Origin of the sequence: Paenibacillus sp. FSL R7-0312 (assembly GCF_038004445.1) — a bacterium.
In the GTDB taxonomy this organism is placed as follows: Bacteria; Bacillota; Bacilli; order Paenibacillales; family Paenibacillaceae; genus Paenibacillus_AQ.
In genome coordinates, this window is record NZ_JBBORE010000001.1 from 4,117,894 (window position 1) to 4,137,235 (window position 19,342).

Annotated in this window: 18 protein-coding genes and 2 pseudogenes; 15 read left to right on the forward strand and 5 right to left on the reverse strand. The window is 52.4% G+C overall.

Going from position 1 to position 19,342, the window contains the following annotated elements; genetic code table 11:
* The first annotated feature begins 266 nt into the window (after positions 1 to 266).
* From MKX70_RS17985 to MKX70_RS18015, 7 genes are all read left to right on the forward strand, one after another.
* Complete coding sequence (locus tag MKX70_RS17985) at positions 267 to 1,055, forward strand: CAP domain-containing protein (protein WP_042237537.1); 789 nt, start codon at positions 267 to 269, stop codon at positions 1,053 to 1,055.
* Between the two features lie 658 nt (positions 1,056 to 1,713).
* Positions 1,714 to 2,643, forward strand: a complete 930-nt coding sequence (locus MKX70_RS17990) for a GDSL-type esterase/lipase family protein (RefSeq protein ID WP_052416578.1) — start codon at positions 1,714 to 1,716, stop codon at positions 2,641 to 2,643.
* A gap of 91 nt (positions 2,644 to 2,734) precedes the next feature.
* Positions 2,735 to 3,703: an ABC transporter ATP-binding protein gene (locus MKX70_RS17995; RefSeq protein ID WP_042242878.1), complete on the forward strand. Its 969-nt coding sequence runs from the start codon at positions 2,735 to 2,737 to the stop codon at positions 3,701 to 3,703.
* Entirely contained in the window at positions 3,696 to 4,685 is a 990-nt protein-coding gene (locus tag MKX70_RS18000; protein WP_042237534.1) for an ABC transporter permease, read from the forward strand. The genes MKX70_RS17995 and MKX70_RS18000 overlap by 8 nt, the downstream gene beginning before the upstream one ends.
* Before the next feature lie 70 nt (positions 4,686 to 4,755).
* Positions 4,756 to 6,738 carry a DNA topoisomerase IV subunit B gene (parE, locus tag MKX70_RS18005; RefSeq protein WP_042237532.1) on the forward strand — a complete coding sequence of 661 codons (1,983 nt, stop codon included), beginning with the start codon at positions 4,756 to 4,758 and terminating at the stop codon, positions 6,736 to 6,738.
* A gap of 480 nt (positions 6,739 to 7,218) precedes the next feature.
* The gene (gene gyrA, locus MKX70_RS18010; protein ID WP_340840436.1) at positions 7,219 to 9,660 is read left to right on the forward strand and encodes a DNA gyrase subunit A; all 2,442 of its coding nucleotides are present in this window, start codon (positions 7,219 to 7,221) and stop codon (positions 9,658 to 9,660) included.
* Positions 9,661 to 10,054: 394 nt separating this feature from the next.
* Positions 10,055 to 10,492: a MarR family winged helix-turn-helix transcriptional regulator gene (locus MKX70_RS18015; protein WP_039309191.1), complete on the forward strand. Its 438-nt coding sequence runs from the start codon at positions 10,055 to 10,057 to the stop codon at positions 10,490 to 10,492.
* 55 nt (positions 10,493 to 10,547) lie between these two features.
* On the opposite strand, the gene MKX70_RS18020 is transcribed toward MKX70_RS18015, so the two are convergent.
* Together MKX70_RS18020 and MKX70_RS18025 are read right to left on the reverse strand one after the other, a co-directional pair.
* On the reverse strand, positions 10,548 to 11,294 hold the full coding sequence (locus tag MKX70_RS18020) for an RluA family pseudouridine synthase (protein ID WP_340840437.1): 747 nt from the start codon (positions 11,292 to 11,294) through the stop codon (positions 10,548 to 10,550).
* 3 nt (positions 11,295 to 11,297) lie between these two features.
* Positions 11,298 to 12,161, reverse strand: coding sequence for a class I SAM-dependent methyltransferase (locus MKX70_RS18025; protein WP_042237524.1), 864 nt, complete (start codon positions 12,159 to 12,161; stop codon positions 11,298 to 11,300).
* Positions 12,162 to 12,579: 418 nt separating this feature from the next.
* Between MKX70_RS18025 and MKX70_RS18030 the strand changes: the two genes are divergently transcribed.
* The 6 genes from MKX70_RS18030 to MKX70_RS18055 all read left to right on the forward strand — a co-directional run bounded on the left by MKX70_RS18030 (position 12,580) and on the right by MKX70_RS18055 (position 16,305).
* Positions 12,580 to 13,485, forward strand: coding sequence for a helix-turn-helix domain-containing protein (locus MKX70_RS18030; RefSeq protein ID WP_042237523.1), 906 nt, complete (start codon positions 12,580 to 12,582; stop codon positions 13,483 to 13,485).
* Between the two features lie 110 nt (positions 13,486 to 13,595).
* Positions 13,596 to 13,970, forward strand: coding sequence for a VOC family protein (locus tag MKX70_RS18035; protein WP_042237521.1), 375 nt, complete (start codon positions 13,596 to 13,598; stop codon positions 13,968 to 13,970).
* Between the two features lie 3 nt (positions 13,971 to 13,973).
* Entirely contained in the window at positions 13,974 to 14,369 is a 396-nt protein-coding gene (locus MKX70_RS18040) for a VOC family protein (RefSeq protein WP_042237519.1), read from the forward strand.
* Positions 14,370 to 14,623: 254 nt separating this feature from the next.
* Positions 14,624 to 15,076 (forward strand): flavodoxin, encoded by a 453-nt coding sequence (locus MKX70_RS18045; RefSeq protein ID WP_340840438.1) that lies wholly within the window; start codon positions 14,624 to 14,626, stop codon positions 15,074 to 15,076.
* 35 nt (positions 15,077 to 15,111) lie between these two features.
* Positions 15,112 to 15,858 carry a hypothetical protein gene (locus MKX70_RS18050; RefSeq protein WP_156123226.1) on the forward strand — a complete coding sequence of 249 codons (747 nt, stop codon included), beginning with the start codon at positions 15,112 to 15,114 and terminating at the stop codon, positions 15,856 to 15,858.
* 78 nt (positions 15,859 to 15,936) lie between these two features.
* The gene (locus MKX70_RS18055) at positions 15,937 to 16,305 is read left to right on the forward strand and encodes a winged helix-turn-helix transcriptional regulator (RefSeq protein WP_042237514.1); all 369 of its coding nucleotides are present in this window, start codon (positions 15,937 to 15,939) and stop codon (positions 16,303 to 16,305) included.
* A gap of 44 nt (positions 16,306 to 16,349) precedes the next feature.
* On the opposite strand, the gene MKX70_RS18060 is transcribed toward MKX70_RS18055, so the two are convergent.
* The 3 genes from MKX70_RS18060 to MKX70_RS18070 form a co-directional block, all read right to left on the reverse strand.
* Positions 16,350 to 17,420 carry an SDR family oxidoreductase gene (locus MKX70_RS18060; RefSeq protein ID WP_042237512.1) on the reverse strand — a complete coding sequence of 357 codons (1,071 nt, stop codon included), beginning with the start codon at positions 17,418 to 17,420 and terminating at the stop codon, positions 16,350 to 16,352.
* Between the two features lie 218 nt (positions 17,421 to 17,638).
* On the reverse strand, positions 17,639 to 18,490 hold the full coding sequence (locus tag MKX70_RS18065; RefSeq protein ID WP_042237511.1) for a GNAT family N-acetyltransferase: 852 nt from the start codon (positions 18,488 to 18,490) through the stop codon (positions 17,639 to 17,641).
* A 12-nt stretch (positions 18,491 to 18,502) separates the two neighbouring features.
* A complete protein-coding gene (locus tag MKX70_RS18070; protein ID WP_039309214.1) occupies positions 18,503 to 18,778 on the reverse strand; it encodes a GNAT family N-acetyltransferase in 276 nt (91 codons plus the stop codon).
* A gap of 113 nt (positions 18,779 to 18,891) precedes the next feature.
* Between MKX70_RS18070 and MKX70_RS18075 the strand changes: the two are divergent.
* Both MKX70_RS18075 and MKX70_RS18080 read left to right on the forward strand, forming a co-directional pair.
* Positions 18,892 to 19,028, forward strand: a pseudogene (locus MKX70_RS18075) (peptide ABC transporter substrate-binding protein); the annotation flags it as partial.
* A pseudogene (locus tag MKX70_RS18080) lies at positions 19,026 to 19,165 on the forward strand (peptide ABC transporter substrate-binding protein); the annotation flags it as partial. The pseudogenes MKX70_RS18075 and MKX70_RS18080, both read left to right, overlap by 3 nt.
* Positions 19,166 to 19,342: the final 177 nt, after the last annotated feature.

The window sequence follows — 19,342 nt, forward strand, 5'->3', positions numbered from 1 at the left end:
AATGTATATGCTTCACGCTCTATAGATTATCCTACTATTTCTCGCTGAAACGGTACCGTCCTTATTATGGAACGGCAAGCCGTTTCCACTTTTTTGTAGAGGAACGGACAAGCCTCAGGCCTGAAGGGAAATGTCATAATTTAGAAGCGCACAGCGGGAACTTTTATGTTACAATGACTGAGGAACAAATTACAACTTTGTAACAATTGATGTCCGCAACTCTCGGCAGCCAGGTAATTCTACAACAAGAATAAGGAGATGGCAGAATGAAAAGCAAGACTTTAAGAGCAATGATAGGTGGAAGTGTAGCCGCTGTTATGGCACTTAGCATTTCACTTCCATTACAGGCAAGCGCAGCAGCTGGAGCCACTACGGCAACCGCTTCAGATACGAATTTCGCAAAATTCATGGAATATTTCACACAGTACAATTCGAAGGCATTTGTATTTGACGGGAATACGTTCACCGTATCCCAAACTGTTATTTATAAGAATCCGGTAGCGACAGCCCCGGCAGCAACAGCTAAGCCAGTGGCTACCGCTGTACCAGTAGCGACAGCTAGACCAGTAGCCACAGCTGCGCCAGTAGCAACGGCTAAGCCTGCTGTTACACCAGCACCGACGGCTGCCCCTGTGGCCACAGCTAAGCCAGTAGCTACACCAGCTCCAGCTGTCGCAGACAGCGCTTCAAGCTACATTCAGCAGGTTGTAGCCCTGGTGAACAAAGAACGCGCTGCTGCAGGACTGGCTCCTGTCTCCGCACTGGACAGCCTGAACAAAGTGGCAGCGGCCAAGGCTACGGATATGCGTACGAACAACTATTTCTCCCATACTTCCCCGACCTATGGATCGCCTTTTGATATGATGTCCGCGTTCGGTATTACTTATCAGGCAGCCGGAGAGAATATCGCAATGGGCCAGAAAACGCCGCAGGAAGTTATGACTGCCTGGATGAACAGCCCGGGCCATAAGGCTAACATTCTGAGTACGAATTTCAACTACATCGGCGTAGGCTTTGACAATAATTACTGGGTTCAAGAATTCATCGGTAAATAATATAACAACTCAACGTAAATCAACTAACCTCTTATGCTTCATTTGTAAGGCTTCACTCGTCCTCCGGCTTGCCGGGGGACTTTTTTTGAGGTTTAGGAAATATCACAATCGTCTATGGTGGATAATAGTGGAGCGGGAATGACACTTGAAGAATGAACTCGATAGGCCCGGGCTTTGCTGGGAAATGAAATTAGTTGGATTTTGTCCATCTGCTGAAGAAGCAATGGACCGCGTTAAAACCATAGTTGGAAAAACAACACTTAAATTATGTCCTTTCACCCAAAGTAGCGAAAACTTACATTATTAGATGTTGTTTATCCACTTGCTTCCGTCCACTGCTCAGAAATTGACGAATTTTAGATACATTTTTCCACTTGTGAGAGTGGATGGAGCTTTGCGGTTTCGCACGATCAGCGCAGCGCTATAGTGCCGCCCTGCCTGCTCCACACCGTTTAGGTGGAAGCGGCGGAGGGGATTTTGGAACTGTAGGAGCGGACAACAGCGGCCGGAAGCCCAAAATCACCGCAGCCGCGCCCATCACCTAAACCCCCCGCTTTATTTGCAAATTAAGCAAAGAAGAATTATGTTTATCTACATAGTTAAGAAGTTTGTAAAATGTGGAACAATGGAGAATAGATCGGCATACGGAGGGATAGCATTGAACGATTCCAAATGGACCTGGAGGGCAGTGGGCCTGGTATCCATCCTGGCAACTTTACTTTTAATTATAGGGTTTGTGTACGCGGTAAGCGATATTATCAACCCCAAAGGGGAGACACTCCTGTCTTCCCTCCCGCAGGAAACAGCTGCACCGACAGCAGCGGCAACGGATGAATTGAACATACTGGCGCTGGGGGATTCTCTGGCCAAAGGGACCGGCGACAATTCCGGACAGGGGTTTGTGAAGCGTACGCTGGAGGCGTTATCGGCGGACGGAGGCAAGGCGGAGCTGCTCGGCAACATGGGCATTAACGGCTTAACCACAGCCGGACTGCAGAGCAAGCTTCAGGAGGAGGGTGTACAGTACGCGCTGCGCCAGGCGAATGTAATCCTGATCTCTATAGGCGGCAATGACCTGTTCCGAGGCTCGGATATTATGGGATCAGGCAGCAGTAGCGGAGAGGCAGCATCGTCAGCAGATACGGAGAATCCTACGAACGGAATAGCACCGCTCGGGACTGAATCCGCTGCGAATAACACGGTAGAAGGTTCAGCACCCGTGCCTACAGCCTCCACCGACGAATTGACTCCCGAGTCTCTGCTCTCGGCTCTGCCTGATGCATCGGGGCGGCTGGGCAGTATTCTTGACACCATTGCCGGGATTAATCCGCAGGCACAGATTTATTACGTGGGATTGTATAATCCCTTCGGAGATATTGCGGACCTGCTGGTTCCGGGCAATCAGGCTGTAACTGCCTGGAACAATGCAGCGATGGATATCATCAACACCCATAGCAATATGACACTCGTTCCGACCTTCGATTTGTTCAACCGGCATCTGAACAAGTATCTCTCGAATGATCATTTCCACCCGAACGGGGACGGTTATCAGCGGATAAGTGAACGGATTGTTCAAGCTGTGCACTAGTAAGGAACACAGGGATTGGAATGGAGCCAGAACAGGAGCATTGTGAACAGAAATGAGTGCAGCAAGGAGTTGGATATCGATGGCTAAACCAATGCAAGAAGCCTCAGGGGAGGTAGTCCTGTCCGTACAAGGGGTCCGCAAAAAAATAGGCCGTAAATGGATCATAGATGATGTTACGTTTGACGTCCGGAAAGGCGAGATATTCGGTTTCCTGGGTCCCAATGGTGCCGGCAAAACAACGACAATTCGTATGCTGGTTGACCTGATCCGGCCAAGTGAAGGAACAATTACCGTCTGCGGCTACAATGTAAACCGTGACCCGGAAAAAGCATTGCAATACGTAGGCTCCATCGTCGAAAATCCCGAGGTATATACCTATCTGACAGGCTGGGAGAACCTGCAGCATTTCGCCCGCATGCAGCCCGGTGTGGACAAGGCGAGGATTGCCGAGGTTGTGGATATTGTACGGCTGGATCAGCGAATTCATGACAAGGTGAGCACGTATTCACTGGGGATGCGCCAGCGGCTGGGCATTGCCCAGGCACTCTTGGGCCGGCCACGGCTGCTGATTCTCGATGAGCCGACGAACGGCCTGGACCCGAAGGGCATCAAGGAGCTGCGCGAATTCATCCGCAAGCTGGCGGATGAAGGGCTGGCCGTGTTCGTCTCCAGCCATCTGCTGAGCGAGATTCAGCTGCTGTGCGACCGTGTGGCGATCATCAGTAAAGGGCGGGTACTCGCCGTGGGCGGTGTGGACGAGCTCGTTGCCCGCAATTCTCCATACGTCCTATGGGAGCTGGAGCCGCTGAAGCAGGCAAGAGAACTATTAAACAGCCGGCCGGATATCCGTCTGCTAGAGCTGGATGAGGTAACACTGGACGACTCCATTATCGCAGGCATGGGAGAGAATTCCCTGATCACGGTTATGGAAGAGGAGCTAATCCCGGAAATTGTCGCCGTACTGGTTACAGATGAGGTGGAGGTCCGGGCTGTGCATAAAATCAACCCAACACTGGAACAGCTATTCTTGAAGCTAACGGAAGGTGAAACTATTGACTAACCTGCTGCCGCTCATCCGCAATGAGTGCCTCAAAATCATAAAAAAGAAACGGTTTTATGTCATCCTGCTGATTCTGCTTGTGCTTGTGCCTATGTTTACCTATGCACAGATGCGGATAGCAGAACGGAGCCGGGATAAGTTTAACTCTGACTGGAGGCTGGAGGTCCAGCAGCAGATTACCGATAACCAGAACTCCCTCGGCAGCGACCGGATTCCGGAAGAATGGAAGTCATACCGGAGGATTTTTGTCCAGCAGCTGCAGTATTATCTGGATCACGATGTGAACCCGAACGAGCCAAGCGGCGTTACCTTTACCCGTGAGTTTCTGGACAATTCCGTATCCCTGTTCATTCCTCTGCTGATTATGGCGGTGGCCTCGGATCTGGTCTCAGGAGAGAGAACAACAGGAACGATCAAGATGCTGCTGACGCGTCCGGTCAAACGCTGGAAGGTGCTGTTCAGTAAAATGACGGCCCTCATGATGTTTGTCTCCTTAATCGTCCTGTCTGCTTTTATCATCAGCTACCTGGTGTCAGGGCTGGCTTTTGGATATAAAGGATTCGATGTTCCGGTGTTCACTGGCTTTCAGCTAAGCGGGGATACGGTCGATATGACCACGGTTCACGCCGTGCCGCAATGGAAATACCTGCTGATGCAGGGCGGTCTGATCTGGTTCGTCAGCGTAGTTGTTGCTCTACTGGCCTTCATGGTGTCGGTTCTGGTACGCAGTACGGCAGCCAGTATCGTGGTGATGATGGCGGCGCTGATTGCAGGCACGATCCTGACGAATATGGCTTCAGCCTGGACTGCGGCCAAATATTTATTTATGGTTAATATGGGGCTTACCGGGTATTTAGCAGGTACTCCCGCACCGATTGAGGGCATGACACTGGCATTTTCGATGGCGGTATTGGCGATTTGGGGACTGGCTGCAGTAATCATTTCATTCGCCGTCTTTACGAAACGGGATATTTTGAATTAGAATGTACAAAGTGAACGAAAACGTTTGTTTGCATTTTATAGAGATAGTGACACAAGAAGGAGGAGCATGAATGCTCGAACAGATCGATATGTTTGCAAAAGTCTCTAAGAACGCCGAAGTTGGCCGGACTGGATACGATGCTGACGACATTCAGGTGCTCGAAGGTCTGGTTGCGGTCCGCAAACGGCCCGGCATGTATATTGGCAGTACGAGTTCCTCGGGACTGCACCATTTAGTATGGGAAATAGTGGACAATGCCGTAGATGAGCATTTGGCCAAGTTTTGCTCGAAGATTGATATCACACTCCGCAAGGACGGATCGGTCACCGTAATTGACAACGGACGGGGAATTCCGACCGGAATGCACAAGACGGGAGTGCCGACTCCGCAGGTTGTTTTCACCATTCTGCATGCGGGTGGTAAATTCGGAGGCTCCGGCTATAAGAAATCGGGCGGTCTGCACGGCGTAGGGGCATCAGTAACCAATGCTTTGTCCGAGTGGCTGGAAGTGGAGATTTACCGTGAAGGCAAGATCCACCGGCAACGCTTCGAATATTGGGTCGACAAAAACGGGAAAGAACATGTCGGCGAGCCTGTGACTGGCCTTGAGGTACTGGGAAATACGAATAAGACCGGTTCGAAGATCACCTTCAAGCCGGATATTCGCGTCTTCCCGACTGGCATTTCACTGAATTACGATACACTTGCGGAACGGGTGCAGGAGATCGCCTTCCTGAACTCGGGCCTGCGGATCAACCTCAGCGATGAGCGGAGCGGGCGGCAGGATGAGTTCTTTTATGAGGGCGGCGCGAGCCAGTTTGTACAGTTCCTCAATGAGGGTAAGGATGTCTTGCATGATGTGGTTCATTTCAGCTCCGAGAAGGATGAGATTGAAGTGGAAATTGCACTGCAATACAATGCGGGGTACACGGAGACCATTGCTTCTTTCGTCAACTCGATTCCTACGCGCAGCGGCGGGACGCATGAGACCGGCTTCAAGACAGCCTATACCCGTGTGCTGAACGACTATGCCCGGCGGACGCAGCTGCTTAAGGAGAAGGATAAGAATCTGGAGGGCAATGATCTCCGCGAGGGAATGATGGCGGTCATCAGCATTAAGATGTCGGATGTGGAATTTGTCGGACAGACGAAGGATCAGCTGGGAAGTGCTTCTGCCCGCAGTGCCGTGGACTTTATTGTCTCGGAGAAAATGGCGCGCTTCCTCGAGGAGAATCCCCAGGTCGCGCAGAGCCTGCTCAAGAAATCGATCCAGGCTTCCAAGGCGCGCGAAGCGGCCCGCAAAGCCCGCGATGAAATCCGCAGCGGCAAGAAACGCAGCGAGAGCTCGAATCTTGGCGGCAAGCTGTCGCCTGCACAATCCAAGGATGTTACGCGTACCGAAATCTTCATCGTAGAAGGCGACTCCGCCGGAGGCTCAGCCAAGCAGGGCCGTGATTCGAAGATTCAGGCCATTCTTCCTCTGAAGGGGAAGCCGATGAATCCGGAGAAGGCCAAGCTGCTGGATATCTTGAAGAACGATGAATACAAGGCGATTATATCGGCGATTGGCGCGGGCATAGGTCCTGATTTTGCCGTGGAAGACAGCAATTATTCCAAAATTATCATTATGACCGATGCCGATACGGACGGTGCGCATATTCAGGTGCTGCTGCTGACCTTCTTCTACCGCTACATGAAGCCTCTGATCGATGCCGGCAAGGTCTTCATTGCCCAGCCTCCGCTGTATAAGCTGACGCGTAAATCGGGTAAGCTGGAAACCGTCCGCTACGCCTGGAGTGATGAGGAGCTGCAGAATTACCTGAAGGAATTCGGCAAGAATTTCGAGCTGCAGCGGTACAAGGGACTCGGTGAGATGAACCCGGACCAGCTGTGGGAAACAACGATGAATCCGGATTCCCGCACGCTGCTGCAGGTGCAGATCGAGGATGCCGCCAAGGCGGAACGCCGCGTCTCCACACTGATGGGCGACAAGGTTGATCCGCGTAAGCGCTGGATCGTCGAGAACGTCGACTTTACAGAGATAGTAGAGTAGGGGTTAGTGGGGAAGTAACGATTACTTCCGCTGTTTTTAATTTTTTGATGATCGGTTTACGCGCAGCGGTTGGTTCTTGAATTCAATGGATGGTGAACTATGTCTTGATAAACTGATACAAGGGAAAGTAACGGAGGGGATTTTGGAACTGTAGGAGCGACAGCGTCCGCCTTTGTCACCGGATTTCAATCGCTATAAGCGGTAAGAATCAAGAAATCCGGAGACAACAGCGGCCGGAAGTCCAAACATTCACCGCAGTTATGAACAACATCTCATTGGATTCATTTTAAGTTCAATCTATTAAGCGTATGACTAGAATCTAAATATAACAGCGGCCGAAAGTCCAAACTCACCGCAGTTACGACTTACCTGTTATCAAAATTTTGTTTGGTTTTTGAATTTAATAACGCAAGAGCGCAGCGGTCAGATCATCAATATTTAAAGACGTGGACAGATTGAGGAACAGAAGGTGAATAGGGAATGAGCAGTTTATCAGAGCAATTTTTGCCGGCTTTTCTGGAAGAGGTCGTTGGTGACCGATTTGGCCGGTATTCCAAATATATCATTCAGGACCGGGCGATTCCGGACGTCCGCGACGGGCTGAAGCCCGTGCAGCGCCGGATTCTGTACGCGATGTACGATTCGGGCAACACGCCGGATAAGCCATACCGCAAGTCGGCCAAAACAGTCGGTGACGTCATGGGTAACTACCATCCCCATGGAGATTCCTCGATCTACGACGGGATGGTCCGGATGGCTCAGCCCTGGAAGATGGGACATGTGCTTGTCGACGGACACGGCAACTGGGGTTCAATGGATGATGACCCTGCAGCAGCTATGCGTTATACAGAAGCGCGCCTGTCTCCAATCGCTTTGGAGATGATGCGTGATATTGAGAAACGCACCGTGCTTTTCAAAGACAATTTCGATAATACGGCAAAGGAGCCGGTCGTGGTTCCATCCCGGTATCCGAATCTGCTTGTCAACGGGACGAGCGGGATCTCTGCCGGGTTCGCCACGGAAATTCCGCCGCATAACCTGCGTGAAGTCATCGATGCCTGTATCGCTGTCATGCAGAAGCCGGACATCGCGCTGGAGGACATCATGACCTTCATCAAAGGTCCAGACTTCCCTACGGGCGGAACGATTATGGGCGGCGATGGCATTATGGATGCGTACCGCACTGGTAAAGGCCGCATCTACCTGCGTTCGAAGACGGAGATTGAGAACCTGCGCGGCGGCAAGCAGCAGATTGTTATTACCGAAGTGCCTTTCCAGATTGTGAAGTCACGGCTCGTGACCTCCATGGAGAACATCCGCCTGGAGAAGAAGATCGAAGGCATTGCCGAAGTCCGCGACGAGAGTGGCCGTGAGGGTCTGCGGATTGTGGTTGAGCTGAAGAAGGAAGCCGATGCGAATGGTATTCTGGCCTACCTGCTCAAAAAAACCGATCTGCAGATCACCTATAACTTCAACATGGTGGCCATCGTTAACAAGGCTCCGCAGCAGCTCGGCCTGAAGTCGATCCTTGAAGCCTATATCGCCCATCAGCGTGAAGTGGTTACCCACCGCACCCAGTTTGATCTGGAGCGTGCAGAGGACCGGGCCCATGTCCTGGAAGGGCTGGTTAAAGCTCTGAACATTCTGGATGAAGTCATCGCCGCAATCAAGGCATCGAAGAACCGCCAGGATGCCCAGAATAATCTCGTGTGGATGTTCGGCTTCAGCGAACGCCAGGCCGATTCGATCCTTACCTTGCAGTTATACCGGTTAACCAATCTGGAGATTCATTCGCTCCAGAAGGAGCTTGATGAGATGCATGCCAAGATTGCTGTCCTGCAGGGCATTCTGGACAGTGACAAGAAGCTGATTGCCGTCATCCGCAAAGAGCTGCTCGAGATCCGTGATAAATACGGGATCGACCGCCGTTCACTGATTCAGGGTGAAGTGGAGGAATTGAAGGTCAGCATGGAGGTTCTCGTGAATGCGGAGGATGTGCTGGTCGCTATTTCTGAGGGTGGCTATATCAAGCGGACAGGCATGCCATCCTTCACCCGTTCAGGCGGAGAGCGCCACGCATCGGGTGTCAAGGACGGCGACCATATCGTCAGGCTGTTGGACCTGAATACCCGGGACAGCCTGCTTGTGTTCACCCGCAAGGGCCAATACTTCCTGCTTCCGGTTCATCAGATACCGGAATTCAAATGGAAGGAGCCTGGTACGGCGATTGTGAACGTGATCGGTCTCGCAAAGGGTGATGGCATTGTCAGTGTGCTGCCGGTCGGCAACCTGGAGGACCCGCTGGCAAGTCTGGTCTTCATCACTCGTAAGGGACAGGTGAAGCGTACAGAGCTCAAGGAGTACTCTACAAGCCGTTCCGGAGCCGTTGCCGCCTGTAAGGTAGCTGACGGTGATGAGATCATTACAGTGGCGCTGAGCAGCGGAGACAAGGACATCGTGCTAGTGACCCGTGAAGGGATGAGTATCCGCTTCCGGGAGAGTGAAGTTAACCCTATGGGCCGTGTTGCCACCGGGGTAAGAGGGATTCAGTTGCGAGAAGGCGACGAGGTTGTCTCCAGCTTCTGGGTTAGTGAGGACGAAGGGGAGATTCTTGCGGTTACCGAGATTGGCTATGCCAAACGCTCTCTATTGCTGGATTACCCTTCACAGAGCCGCGGAGGCAAAGGGATGCCGACATTCGAGTTCAAAGAAGGCAAACGGGTTCGCCCGAACGGCAGCAGACTTGTGGGGGCCTTCTACTGCAAAGAGCCGGTGGAGCTGACCGCTATCACCCAGAGCGGTGCGGTTCATACCTTCTCCTCCGAATCGGCACCGATTGGTGAGCGCCGTTCCATCGGCAAGCAGCTGGTTGCTGTCGAGAAGAAGGATGAGATCATCAGCCTGTACCCGGCAGTCAAATAGCTGGGGCAGAAGCTTATAATATTAATTAATTTAAACGGCGTCCGGCTGCTCAATTTTAAAGAGCTCCGAACGCCGTCTATTTGTATTAACCTGGGATTTACAAGTTTGATCAGGCAACGGAGAATTACACGGTTCGCTCCGAGACACGTCAAACAGTGTATAGAATGATTACTTTTGCAGGTATTATAACTTAGATTCATGGATACCAAGGTATAATCAGCAGTCACTCCATCACCACCACAAACAGCGGGTTCATTGAGAAATCTGTAAGTGCGTACCTTAAATTCACTAGCGGCCGTGATTTTATTTTTTTCTTTTGCAGGAAATGGAATTTATTTCGCGAAAATGTTTAGGTATACCGGATAGAGATCCGCAGGGAAAGGAAGGAATAAGTGTGCACTCCACTGAATTCAGTAAAATCTGGCATAAGATATTAAAGGACTATAAGCTACATATGGATAGCAAGCTTGCCCCTACACTGACCGATGCCCAGCTTACCGTACTGGAATTGCTGCAGGAACGTGACGCGATGAAACCTTCTGATTTGGCTCCGCATCTGGCCACCAGCCCGGCGGCTGTAACTATGCTGCTTGACCGGATGGAGAAACATAATCTGATTATCCGTGAACGTGATGCCTCCGACAGGCGGATCGTCTGGGTAAGCATCACCGAGACTGGCAAGAACGAGACCTCTCGCGGACTGAAGATCCGCAGCGATTTTTTTGCCGAAGCGCTCGATCCCATTTCATCACATAACCAGCAGCTGCTGCTCTATTTGATGGGGAAGATGGCGGTAGCTCCCGCTCCGGCTCCGGAAGGTTCGACTCCTTAATAGATGTCCAGTGTTGACCTCATATAGATGCATACACACAAAAGCAGGCTGTCCGTTACCGGATAGCCTGCTTTTGGTTCTGCGGGGTCCACAGATTCCAGGGATAGGTCTGTGGAGGCAGGGAGATCAATTCAACTTCCTCTTTGGTCACCGGATGCGGGAACCCGACAAGTGCTGACCACAGCGCAATCTGCTGGCCGGGTCTGTTCACTGCGGCCCCATACTTCTGATCTCCGTACAGCGGGCAGCCGATGCCGCTCATCTGCACACGGATCTGATGGGAGCGTCCGGTAAGCAGGTCGATCTTGAGTAAGGTGTAGCCCTCAGCGCTGCCGAGCACCGTATAATCGAGAATTGCTTCCTTGCCGCCCGGTGTTCCTGTGCGGACAATACTGACCGTGTTGCTCCGCTCATCCTTCAGCAGCGTATTCACCAGCCGGCCCTGGAATGCAGGGGGCTTGCCGTGAACCACAGTCAGGTACACTTTACGGAAGGCGTGGGTGCGGACACTCTCAGACAGCCGTGAGGCTGCCTTCGAGGTCTTGGCGAAGATCATTGCTCCTCCTACCGGCCGGTCCAGCCGGTGGACGAGACCCATGAAGACATTCCCCGGCTTGGCGTAACGTTCCTTCACATCTTCCTTGAGGAGGGTCAGCAGATCAGCATCGCCGGTAGCATCCTCCTGCACCGGAATATTAACGGGCTTCACGATGCCGAGCAGATGGTTGTCCTCATACAGAATTTCAAACCGGGATTGTCCGCTGCCGGACACCCCGGATGTTCCGTTGTTCTGCGCGGTCATGGCTTACGCCTCCCAGCGGCCCAGAATTCCGCAAGGCAGATTCATGCCTGAGGAGGTGATCGGCAGTCCGATCTCACCGGAGGTAAGCTTACCGCCGTAGCGCTTGCCCATCGTCATCGACAGCATGTTGCGCAGTACGGTAGGTGAAATGCCGGTAGTGTAGGAGTTAATCAGCATGAACAGGGGCCGATCGCTCATAATCTCCATGCAGCTCTCCAGGAACGGATAGAGACTGGCTTCGAGCTTCCACATTTCGCCGCCCGGGCCTCTTCCGTAGGAAGGCGGGTCCATGATAATCGCATCATATTTGCTGCCGCGGCGCTGTTCACGCTGCACGAACTTGAATACATCATCTGTAATGTAGCGGACCGGCTTGTCGGCAAGCCCGGATAAGGCTACATTCTCCTTGGCCCACTGAACCATACCCTTAGCTGCATCGACATGAACTACGGAGGCTCCGGCACTTGCCGCTGCAACGGTTGCTCCGCCGGTATATGCGAACAGGTTAAGCACGGAAATTGGGCGGTTAGCCGCAGCGATCTTGTCCATCATCCAGCGCCAGTTGGCCGCCTGCTCAGGGAAGAGACCCGTGTGCTTAAAGTTCGTCGGACGGAGATGGAACTTCAGCTTGCCGTAGCTGATTTTCCAGTCATCCGGAATGCTTTTCTTCATTTCCCATTGCCCGCCCCCGGCGGAACTGCGGTGATAGTGTCCGTGCACATCACGCCATTTGGCACTCTCGCTGGCCAGCGGCCAGATGATTTGCGGATCCGGGCGGCGCAGGATAATATCGCCCCAGCGTTCCAGCTTTTCTCCGCCACCGGTATCAATCACTTCATAGTCCTTCCAGTCACTTGCTATATACATTATTAATCCATCCTTCAAAAAGTCATTTAGCCTTTATTGTACAACATTTAAGCCTGCTGCTACAAACAAATTGGTTGCAAAGCTGCGACTCTTCTCATTTTAGCCAAGAGATCACCGGTGTATGATATTGCCATAAAAGTATAGGAGAGCAGGCTGAACCGTGGCAGTTTCGAAGACAAAGTCCCGGATGACCGTGCAGGTAGTGCTGCTGGCACTTCCTGCACGGATTGTGTATGATCAGATTACACGTGGACCGACGGAATTAGTAAACAGTTCCCGGAAGATATCAGGCTTCGTGACAAGATCAAACCCAATAGTGAATTTACTACAGGCTATTAAAATATATCAGCTTAGGCGCAGATGAACGGCTAACTCCGTCCCTTGCAGCCTGAGCATAACGAAGGTGAGGCCGGATGTTATGTTCAACCTCTCGGAGTTGTACCATCCGATTACAGCGAACCCGGCCGGAGGCGGCGAGTACCGGCCCGGCAGGCTGCTGCAGCCGTACATCCGCTGTTTCTGGGGTTCTGTATCACCAACGGCGGAACCGCTGGATGCACAGTCCGTTGGAATTACAGAAGGGAATAACGGAGCAGATATAAGTGAAACTGAAAGTGAAAGTAAAAGTGTTTTCAGTAACCGGCCGGAAACGATCATACCGGATAGTTGTATGGACATCATATGGGAATGGGACGAGCGTACAGGGGAGTCTGGCGGGATTTTTTGCGGCATTAACGATGCCCCGTTTGAAGTGGGACAAGCCCGCCAGCCTGCGGGGAAACAGCGTTTCGCCATCCGGTTTCATTTCTGGGCGGTTCATCTGTTTGCAGATGAGCAGCTGCAGGATGTGCTGAATGTTCATGCTCCGGTGGAGCAATACTTCCGTTCCTTCCGTATGGAGCTGGGAGACAAGCTGCGGGGGACACACACGATGTCTGAACGCATCGCCATCGCAGAGGTATTCCTCCTGCGGAGACTGGATTATGCCGGCCGCAGCAGTGACGGGATGATGAATGCTGTCCACAGGATGCTTAAATCCCGCGGGGTGGTGAGTGCAGGGGAGCTGGAGCTTAGCTCTGGCCTTAGCAGCCGCCAGCTTGAACGCCTGTTCCGCCGGCATATCGGACTTCCTCCCAAAAAGGTGGCAGATCTTGTCCGCTTCCAGAATGCCTGGCTGGAGCTGTACCGGACTCCGCTGCACAGAGGCGGGCTGCAGGATATTGTATTTGCTTACGGCTACAGCCACCAGTCGCATTTCATCAACAATTTCCGCAAATTCGCCGGCAGAACGCCGCTGGATGCCCTGAGCTATGCGCGGAGCTGAATGTCGTTTTTTTGCAATACAGGCCCGGCAGGGCAGAAGTACAATGAGTTCAGACAGGCTAATCACGGCCGGATCATAATACAGCTACAGAACGGAAGGAGATTTAACTTATGATAACAAGTTTTGACGGCATCAATCTGTACAGCAAGGACCCGGCGGCGCTCGCGGCATTCTATTCCGAGGTGCTGGGAGTCCCGATTCCGTTTGAAGGCTTTGGACAGTATGACGGCGCGAAGATTGGTTTCGACCGCAGACAGCCGGGGCTGATTATCTGGGACGAGAGCAAATGGGGCAAGCACACGACAGGAGTCGTTAATTTGGTATTCTCCTGCAGCAGCCTGGATGAAACCTATGAGCAGCTTAAGGGGAAAGGGCTGGATTGTCAGCCTCCGGTGACGATGGAATACGGCGGGAAAGAAATGAATTTCCGTGATCCGGACGGCAACGGCATTACCCTGCTTGAAGGCGGATATTTGGAGGTTTAGCGCATGAAGCTGGGAGCAATCGCCCTGTGCGTGGATGATATGGAGAAGATGGTCCGGTTCTACAGAGATTTAATGAGGATGGAACTGGACTATGACGGCGGCGGGTTTACAGGAGTCAGGACAGCAGGAGGCATCTATTTCAATTTGTGTGAGCGTGCACTGTTCGAGAGCCAGTTATCGAGGAAGTTTGACTATCCCGGCGGGTTGAACGGTACGATGGAAATCACTTTTGGTGTGCCACACTTTACAGATGTCGATCTGGAATATGACAGGCTGATAGAGGCCGGTGTCCAACCGGTGTACCCGCCTACAACTGAACCATACGGACTGCGAATCTGTTACGTCGCTGATCCGGAAGGGAATCTGATCGAGATTTGTTCGGACGGCAAAGGAGAATAGGTTAGGCCTTCTTCACTGCATTTCATCTGAAAATATGGATATATACCAGCGGCAATGCCGGACAGCAGTTCAAGTCCGGCATTGCCGCTGGTTCTGTTATCGGGGACAAAAGTGCCTAAATTCCGGAGCGGCTAGCTTTTAAAATATTGACAATGATAATCATTATCAAATAGAATGGGATTAGCAAAACATGGTTGCCTTTTGAGATGGACTATACAGAATACATTTCATATTTACCTTGGGAGGACAGAGTGATGGCTAAGGTGCTAGTGGCATATGCCAGCCTGACAGGCAATACGGAGGAAATCGCTGAACTGATTGTGGAAGGGATACGCCAGGCAGGCGGAGAGGCCGTGCTGAAATCGGTCACTGACTGCAATGCGGATGAGATAAAGGCTTATGAGGCTGTGCTGCTGGGTGCGTATACCTGGGGGGACGGCGAGCTGCCGGATGAATTCCTTGACTTCTATGAAGAGCTGGATGAGCTCGACCTCAGCTCCTGCAAGGCTGCCGCCTTCGGAAGCGGAGATACCGGTTATGAAATCTACTGCGGAGCGGTTGATCAGATTGAAGAGAAGCTGAAGGAACGCGGTGCCGAGATCGTACAAGCCAGTCTGAAGATTGAGTACGGGCCGAACGCAGCAGAGAAAGAGGCTTGCCGCAGCTTCGGACGCCAGTTCATCGAGACCTGCGCGGCGGTTTCTTAAGGATGGGCGCCGGGGCAGGATGCTTCGCAGGAAAGATGCAGGATGCAGGGACTGTCCGCTACAGCCGGCTGAATGATTTCCGGATGGAGCATATCATGCTGGGCGGAGCAGAGATGAACGGCAGCGGAGCTCCGGCCACGGGAATTCCCCGCTGGAGACAGCAGGTCCAGTACGCGGTCGGACATACGCTTAATGACTTCTACAGTCTGCAGCCTGAGGTGCGCCGGGAGACGCCTGTGCAATTTCTGCTGGAGCGCCGCTGGCCGCCGAAGGGTCATGCTTTTCCTTCCCTGATGCATTATTGGGATATCAAGCAAACGGTTGCCGATGAGCTGACGCGGATTGTTGCCGGCAATCATACCGGTGAGATTCCGGTAATGCTGTATGAGCAGTGGCATGTTCCTGTACCGGAGCTGGCGATCGAGCTGGCGATGATTTTCCAGCTTGCCTGGAACTCAGGGCAGGAGGGGCGTTGTCTGAACATCCAGAAATTTATGGTAAACGGGAATGAGGATGTAATCACCGGTTTTCTGCATATGGCCAGTGTCTTCTGCCATCAGGCCTACGGGAAACCGGCAGAAACGATCGGAATCTATTCGCTTCTGGATGGACGCCGGCATATCTTTGACGGAGCGGGTATCCCACTGCAGGAGTCGCTCGACTATGTGCGTCTGCTGTCTGTGTTCCTGGAACGGGAAGAGCATGTGGAAGGCTGCATGAAATACGGCAGCCGCCGGAACGACCGGGATGAGCCTATCTTTCGCGGATACGGGCTGATGTAGGCAGGAGAACTTCGGCGTAATCCTTGCAGGGGGCGTTCAAAGAAGATATGGTTAAGCCACAGGAGGTGTCCTTGGCCTATGTCTGAAGGAATTAGAACCTACAACACCGGAGTGGAAGCGACACTCGAAGTGATTGGGGGCAAGTGGAAACCGGTCATTTTGTTCTTGCTCACCTTTGGGAAGAAGCGCAACGGGGAGTTCATCAGCCAAATGCCGTTCATTACACAGAAGGTGCTTACGCAGCAATTGCGGGAACTGGAAGCGGACGGGGTGATCACAAGAACCTCGTATAATGTGGTGCCTCCCAGAGTGGAGTATGAGCTGACCGACTATGGCTGGAGCCTCAAGGAGATTCTGCATCTGATGTGCAGATGGGGCGATGCCCATGTCGAAAGGGTTTACGGGGATACGGCAGTTGTGCTCTCCCAAACGCAGAAGGAAGAATAGAACAGCCGGTCTCTGAATTTCAGAGACCGGCTGTTCTGCGCGGATCAGGGAATGATCCGGCGGTGGCGGAGATCCGCAAAGATGTCCATAAACATGGCTTCCGTATCCATAAACTCAAGGAACCCTGCCCGGCGTGATTTGGTGCTGTCGGCAAAGAAATCATAGTCCCAGGAGAATACAAAATCACCGAAGGCCCACGAGGAGACACTTGCATAGCTGTTCTGCTCCAGCCCGTATTTCTCGACCATACGGTTCCAGAGCGGCTCTTTGTCCTGCATAACCATCGATAGGGACATCGGGAGCGGGGGCGCCGTGTCCAGATTGAAGCTGGAGGCAATCTTAGGCCACAGCTCGTTCCAGCGGAATAGATCGCCGTTGGTGATATTGAAGGCCTGATTGGCACAGCGCGGTTCTGTTGCTGCCCACACTGTTGCTCTGGCAAGCAGACCGGCATCTGTCATCTCAAGCAGGCTGTGATAAGCGCCCGGCTTGCCGGGGAAGCGCAGCGGAATTCCCAGCTCCTTCGACATGGAGGCATAAATGGCGATTACCATCGCCAGGTTCATGGGATTACCGAGAGCGTATCCGCAGACGACGGAAGGCCGCAGGGCCGACCAGGTCCAGCTTTTGCCAGACTGCTTCTCTTCCAGATAATCCTGCTGCGCAATATTGAATTCCGGCGGCATATGATTGGCATCGGTTTCGCGTGCCGGTGTTTTGAACGGGCCGAGATGCGCGCCATATACCTTATATCCCTGCATGAGGCTGATGTGCCGGAGCTTGTGCGCCGCAGGTTCAACCGCCTCAACCGCGTGAACAAGCATAGCCAGATTAGGCGCGACCAGCTCTGCCCAGGTAGGCCGGTCCTGATACGCGGCATAGAATATATGCGTCACTTCCGCCAAGCCGCCAAGCTTCTGCCGGCTCTCCGATGGGTCCAGTAAATCAGCAGCTATATAACGCACACGGCTGGTGTCCTGACCTCCCCGGCGCGACACGCCGATGATATCCCAATCAGGAAGCGCAGCCAGATGATTAATCAGGTTACGTCCGATGACGCCGTTCGCGCCGATTACAAGTGCTGTTTTACGTAAGTCTGAATCTAAAGGGTTCATGTGCAGTTCTCCTTCACTAAGTATTCCATCATTATGTATTGCCGCAGGAATACTGAACAGTACGCACTTTAAGGTCATATAGGAACCTTGAGGTAACATAAGGACAACAAAAAGCATCCTTTCCTGAGGGCTGATCCGGCCCGGAGGAAAGAATGCTTGACTGTCGGTAACTATAATTCTGAACAGTTGTTAAATGTGCTTACAATGATGCTTAAGGTTCAGAGCGCAGAACGGTAGTAATCCTGCTGGTTCAGAATGACGAACCCGCAGCTCTCATAGAGCTTCAGCGCATTCGGATTATCCAGGGCCACCTCAAGATTCACGTTGTTGTAATTCCGCCGTTCCCGCTCAATGGTCTGCATCAGGGCGCTCCGGCCGATGCCGAGGCCCCGCAGGTTCTTGTCTACGGTAAGGCCGAAAATCCAGGTCTCGTTGTCTTCGGACCACAGCCGCATTTTGCCGGCCGGCCGGCCGTTCATTTCGATGATAATATGCTCCTGTGAGCCTTCGAGCTCAAGCTGCGCGTACGTTTCGGTGGCGTCTTCCTCGGTCATGTTGAATCCGTCGCAGTCGAAGGCGATTAATACCGGAATCTCATCGGCACGTGCAGGCCGTAGCATAACGTTACCGGCGGCTGAACTTGCTTCAGAGGCCCCGCGATTCTTGGCTGCGTCATCCCATTTCATCTGAAATTCCGCGTGACTGAATTCCAGCGGCAGTGTCTTCAGATAAGCAGTACCTGAGGCAGAGGCCGCGGGCGTATTCAACAGCAGCGTCTTAATCTTACTGCGTGAGATGAGGGTCTGCGCCCGTTGCCAGAGTGAGCTGAAGATGCCCCGGCGGCGGTATCCCGGCCGTACCATACCGCAGACCTCCATATCACCGCCGATATTGTATAACCCGATGAAGCCGACCAGCAGCTCCTCTTCATAGGTCACCAGCCATTCCACTCCGCCTGTTCCGGCCGGTAGCCGCAGCATGTCCCAATTCAGTTTGAGTGTGATGCCTTCGTATTGCTCGCAGCGCTGCTGCAGTTCTTCTATTTCTTTCAGTGTATCAGCCGTAGTCAATCTAACTTCCCCCTATGTCAGCAGATCCCGGTACTCCGTGTGCTTCTCGAATTGATGGGCCGCATACGGGCACTCAGGCACTATTTTAACTTTCTCTTCCCGGGCCAGGTCAACGACCGCCCGCACAAGCTTCTCCCCGGCACCCTGACCGCGCAGCTCTTCGGAGACATAGGTATGATCAATCACGAGGTTACCTGTAGCCTCTTCCGTTCTGTATGTAATCTCGGCAAGGTCCTTACCGTCACCAGCTATATAGAAACGTCCTTCTCCCTTAGCAATCTGTTCCATGTTTCTTCACTCCATTCCGGTGTATTGCCTATATTTTACTACCCTGCCCGGCAAAAAGCGAGAAAAGGCATGGCAGGAATGCCAGCAATAAGACATGCGTATTCCATAAACAGCTGGACCGCACAGCGGAACATGTCAAAGCAGTGGACGACATCAGTAGTAAGCTTCGTCCGGGCGAGACGTTCGGCCTTGTCATCGAATCCTGCACTGCATAAGCACTGTGGGACGGCCAGTGCTGCGGCTGACGGATATTCCGAGCCCGGCGAATCCGCCGTCCTGCTGTAAATTCCATATGCGCTGCCCTTTCGCCGTAGTGGTCTGTAGTTGGAGATTCCACTGTTCCGGGACGCGGGCGATGGCCATTTTGCAGCCTGTATTTTAGTATAAAATATATTAAATATGGATTTAAATTGAATATCCACCTATTTTGACTTGCCTACTTCCCAGTGCTATACTGATTCCACAGCAGGCAAATATGGTTAATAAGAGACTGATTAGACTTAAGACATCTAATTGGTCTTGTTTTTTATTACCTAAGCAATAAGCCAGTATTGTACGAAGAAT